At 64.3% G+C, this 4,753-nt stretch carries 5 protein-coding genes; 2 read left to right on the top strand and 3 right to left on the bottom strand.

What is annotated here, in order from left to right:
• Both VNW74_RS03610 and VNW74_RS03605 read right to left on the bottom strand, forming a co-directional pair.
• Window positions 1-329, bottom strand: a 329-nt coding sequence (locus tag VNW74_RS03610; protein WP_325675241.1) for an LLM class flavin-dependent oxidoreductase, incomplete at its 3' end; no start/stop codon positions are given.
• 54 nt (window positions 330-383) lie between these two features.
• Window positions 384-2,318 (bottom strand): NAD(P)/FAD-dependent oxidoreductase, encoded by a 1,935-nt coding sequence (locus tag VNW74_RS03605; protein ID WP_325675240.1) that lies wholly within the window; start codon window positions 2,316-2,318, stop codon window positions 384-386.
• A 130-nt stretch (window positions 2,319-2,448) separates the two neighbouring features.
• Between VNW74_RS03605 and VNW74_RS03600 the strand changes: the two genes are divergently transcribed.
• On the top strand, window positions 2,449-3,141 hold the full coding sequence (locus tag VNW74_RS03600) for a rhomboid-like protein (RefSeq protein WP_325675239.1): 693 nt from the start codon (window positions 2,449-2,451) through the stop codon (window positions 3,139-3,141).
• Here VNW74_RS03600 and VNW74_RS03595 read toward each other — a convergent pair.
• On the bottom strand, window positions 3,128-4,054 hold the full coding sequence (locus VNW74_RS03595; protein WP_325675238.1) for a class I SAM-dependent methyltransferase: 927 nt from the start codon (window positions 4,052-4,054) through the stop codon (window positions 3,128-3,130). The genes VNW74_RS03600 and VNW74_RS03595 overlap by 14 nt on opposite strands.
• A gap of 87 nt (window positions 4,055-4,141) precedes the next feature.
• Between VNW74_RS03595 and VNW74_RS03590 the strand changes: the two genes are divergently transcribed.
• Window positions 4,142-4,753 (top strand): NAD(P)H-hydrate epimerase (locus VNW74_RS03590; RefSeq protein ID WP_325675237.1); only part of this gene is annotated, 612 nt, incomplete at its 3' end.

Raw genomic sequence — 4,753 nt, 5'->3', positions numbered from 1 at the left:
GTTGCGGCGGCCTGTGCGGTGACGGCCGGATTGCGACGACCTGCATCGGTAACGCCGATGCCAAGGCGTAGGCGCCCGAGACGATTTCGTGCGGAGAAATTCCCGAGCACTGTCCAGGGTTCGAGACTCGCGTCGACGTCGGGTACCAGCCGTGCGGTCCCCACGTACTTCGGTGTCATCACCGCGCGCGGGAACAACGCGTTGAGATGGTCGGGCAGCCAGAACGAATCCATCCCGGTGGCCACGGCGGTGAGATAACTGGCTCGCGCCGCCGCTGTCGGCGAATAGCGAGTGTTCACGAGCTGCTCTGCGAGGCCGACCTTGAGCACGGGTCTCCTTTGCCCGGATGCCCCCCATCCGCGCCAAATTCTAGGCCGAGTTGGTCACCGTCGAGTAGTAACGACGAAGTGCGACCAGTCGGGCTCGCGGGTCGCAGCCCAGTATTCGTTGAGCCGCCACGGGCTGACGGTGTGGATTTCGCCGTCGGCGTTTTTGAAGTAGGAGTGTTTGACCGCAGGGTGTGACCACACCATCTGTTTGATTTCGACCTGGGTGCGTTGATGCCAGTCGGTGGCCGCCTCAGCGGTCGGTTCTACCGAATGGATGTTCGCTTCGACGAGTTGTGCCAGGCAGCTGTTGATATAGCGCATCTGCAGTTCGGAGTTGAAGATCAGACTGCCGCCGTGGGCGAGATGAGCACCCGGCCCATAGACGAGGAAGAAGTTCGGAAACCCCGGGACAGTGATGCCCAGATACGCATACGGTCGCCGGCCCCACACCTTGTGCAGGTCGACACCGTCCCGGCCGGTGATCGTCATCGGCCACAGCACGTCGGTGTGCCGAAACCCGGTGGCGTACACGATCACATCGACGTCGTAGGTGGCGCGGTCGGTGGTGACGATGCCATCCGGCGTGATCCGCTCGATCGCGGTGCGCACCAAGTCGACGTCGTCGCGGCGCAGCGTGCGCAGCCAGGTGCCATCGTCTTGCAGGGTCCGCTTCCCGGTCGCCGGATAGTCGGGTAGCACCTTGGCCAGCAGATCCTGGTCTCCGTCAACCTGATTGGTGATCCAATCGGTGAACATCACGCGTGCGATAGCGTTGATCTCGCTGACCGCGTAGTCCTGGTTGGGGTAGGCCGGGTCGACCCGCGCGGCATCGAGGCCTTTGTCGGAGCCGGGCCAGAGCACAAGGAATCGGTACCAGCGGCCGTAATACGGCAGGTGGTCCATCGCCCAGCGCACGCCGTCGCCGACCGACTCGTGGTACATCGCGTTGGGAAACATCCACTGGGCGGTGCGCTGAAAAACGGTGAGGTGCTCGACGTCGTCGGCAATGGCGGGCGCGATCTGAAAACCACTGGCGCCGGCGCCGATCAGCGCGACGCGCTTACCGGTCACATCGATCGAGTGGTCCCACTCTGCGGAGTGGAACGACGGCCCGCGAAAGGTTGCCGCACCCTCGAATTCCGGTAGATAGGGCCGGTTTAGCTGGCCGACCGCGGTGATGACCGCCCGAGCCCGCATCGTGGTGAGCCCCTCGTCGGGTTCCCGAACAGTGATCGTCCACATGCCGTCCTCGTGGTCCCACTCGGCGGCGATCATCTCGGTCTGCCAGCGCACATGGTCGTCGAGACCGTGCTTGTCCATGACCGTGGTGAAGTAGTTCTGCAGCTCGGGCTGCTCGGCGAAAAAGTGCGTCCACTCGTTGCTGGGCTCGAAGCTGTAGCAATAGAAATGGTTGGCCACGTCGACGCGTGCCCCAGGATAGCTGTTCTCCCACCAGGTTCCACCCGGGCCGCTGTTCTTCTCCACAATGGTGAATGGAATGTTGGCCTGCTTCAAACGAATCCCGGCCAGAATTCCTGATTCGCCGCATCCGATGACTACCACGGGTAATTCCGCCGCGCGGTCGGGGTCCAACGGTGCCGGGCGGCGCGGGTCGACGCCGTCGAGGTCCATCTCTTCGGCGAGCAGCGACAGATAGTCGTCCGGCACGGTCTCACAAACCGCCCAATCCATCATTTCCTTGACGAGCGCTGGCGGCAGCGGCGCAAGCTCGGGGCAGCCGCGGTCGCGGTAATCGGCGATCACCGGTAGCGCTTCGGCCCGAGCGCGGGATTTGTCCTCCTCGGACATGAATCCCTGGACCTCGTTGAGGAAGATCCCCGCGGGTTTGAAGTCCCGGACGAAACGCGGATCGCCGGTGATGTGCACCAGCGACAGCAGCAGGGTCGGGATGCTGACTTGCACGAGGGCTGCGGCAATGTCGGCGGTGGGAGTGGTGAAAGGCTGGCCGGCGTAGCGGCTGCGCTTCAAGAGGGATCCTTTCCGCATTAATTACGATACGCACGGTTGCGTAATTAACGTAAGAGATTACGCCCGGCGTCTTTGTGGAGCAAGGGTCGATCCGACGCGATCGGCGCTCGTCCGTGCCAAGGTGAACGCCGTGGCGGACCCCTCGATCCAAGCGCGCCTCAAGGGCTGGCTGACCGCGGCCTGGCGATTCGTCAGCAGCGCGCCGTTGACGTATGTGTGGCTGATCGTGCTGCTAATCACCACGATCATTCAGCACAGCCTGAGCCGGCGGGAATTGCACGCCCTGCTGATCCACCAGTCCACGAATATCCACGATTTGGCGACCGATCCGCTTGAAGTGCTGTTTACCAGCCTGTTCTGGATCGATGGCCGCTATTGGACACCATATCTGGTGCTGTTCACCTTGTTTCTTGCTCCGGCGGAACAATGGCTCGGCAAAATCCGTTGGCTTGCAGTCGGATTGACTGCGCACGTCGGTGCAACGTATCTCAGCGAGGGCACGCTGTATCTGGCGATCCAGCATCACCTGGCGCCGGAACATCTGGTGCGCGCCCGCGATATCGGGGTCAGCTACTTCCTGGTCGGGGTGATCGCCGTACTCGCCTATCGCATCGCGCAGCCGTGGCGGTGGGGTTACCTCGCGATCCTGGTCACCATCTTTACCGTCCCGCTCGTCATCCATCTGACTTTCACTGCGATCGGGCACTTTTCGGCGATCTTCATCGGCCTGTTGTTCTATCCGATGGCCCGGGCCCGCAATGGGCCACTGATCAACCCGGCCAAACTCTTTCGACCGAACGGCGCTGCGCCTAGGTCCGGGTAGCGGTCACGTAGCCGAGCCCCGAGAACATCGCCGCTTCTTCTTCGTTACGCGTCTGGACCGGAAGGCCTTGAGCGGCAAACAAATCGGCGACGCTGATGGCAGCAACGTTCCAGCCATGGCCGCCCAGATAGTCGACCACATCGTTGCGGTCACCGCCGTACCACAGGTCGGTCATCTCCACGTCGAATCCGTGGTCGCGCCAGCGTTCGGTGGCCTGCCGCATCCGGTCGGCCATCAGCGGCACCGCTTGGCTGGAGTCCGGCACGTTCTCGGTGGCCAGTTGACTGCCGGCTGCGCTCAGGATGGTGACGTTGTCCAGCAACGCATCCTGGGCTTCGGGCGGCAGGAACGGCAGCAAGCCCTCTGCGCTCCACGCGGTGGGTTGGGTCGGGTCCAGGCCGGCGCTGCGCAGCGCGGTCGCCCAGTCGTGGCGCAGATCGATGGCCACCGAGCGGCGATCGGCCGTGGGGCTGGCGCCCAGATCGGCCAGCGTCGTGGTCTTGAACTCGATGACCGCGGGTTGATCGATCTCGTAGACCGTGGTCCCGGCCGGCCAGTGCAACCGGTAGGCACGAGCATCCAACCCCGAGGCCAGGATCACCGCCTGGCGGATTCCCCGATTGGTCGCCTCGATGAAGAAGTCGTCGAAGAAACGAGTGCGCACGGCCATCATGTCCCGCATCCGCTGCATGCCCCACTCGCCGTTGTCGTCGACCTCGGCCGGATTCAATTCGCCAGTGGCCAAGCGGGTGAAGAAGTCGACGCCCACCGCGCGAACCAGAGGCTCGGCGAAGGGATCGTTGATCAGTGGGTTGGCCGCCCGGCTGGCCAACGCGCGCCCGACGGCGACGCCGGTCGCGGTGGCGCCCACGCTGGTCGTCAGGTCCCAGGTGTCATTGTCGGTCCGTGCCATGTCCGCCCCTCCTGTATGTGATGTTGCCTGGATATTTAGCCTGTTTAATCGACTGTACCCGCGTTCGCGTACCCGTAATCTGGGCGAGTGCGGCACTACTACTCGGCTGAAGCGATCCGCGAGGCCGAAGCGCCGCTGTTAGCCAGCCTGCCCGACGGCGCGCTGATGAGGCGGGCGGCCTACGGGCTGGCCAGCGCGATCATTGGTGAGCTGATCGCCCGCACCGGCGGGGTTGCCGGACGCCGGGTATGCGCGGTCGTCGGCTCGGGCGACAACGGCGGCGACGCACTGTGGGCGGCAACCTTCCTGCGCCGCCGCGGCGCGGCCGCCGACGCGATACTGCTCAAACCAGAACGTACCCACCAGAAGGGACTGGCTGCATTCCGGAAGGCTGGCGGCCGCATCGTCGAAAAGGTCGCAGCAGGAACAGATCTCGTGATTGACGGCGTCGTCGGTATTTCCGGCTCGGGGCCGCTGCGGCCGGACGCGGCCGAAGTGTTCGAAGCCGTCGACGCCAAGGCGATTCCGATTGTCGCCGTTGACATCCCCAGCGGCATCGACGTGGCTACCGGCGCAATCACCGGCCCCGCCGTGCACGCCGCGCTGACCGTCACCTTCGGCGGGCTCAAGCCCGTGCACGCGCTGGCCGACTGCGGCCGAGTCGAGCTGATCGATATCGGCCTCGACCTGCCCGACACC

The sequence above is a fragment of the Mycobacterium sp. genome (genome assembly GCF_035570115.1).
Classification (GTDB): domain Bacteria; phylum Actinomycetota; class Actinomycetes; order Mycobacteriales; family Mycobacteriaceae; genus Mycobacterium.
This window is presented reverse-complemented; position numbering and strand designations above follow the sequence as displayed.

Excerpts from the sequence above, each read along its gene's own strand:
- VNW74_RS03595 (WP_325675238.1), bottom strand. The coding sequence starts at position 4,054 with ATGGCACGGACCGACAATGACACCTGGGACCTGACGACCAGCGTGGGC.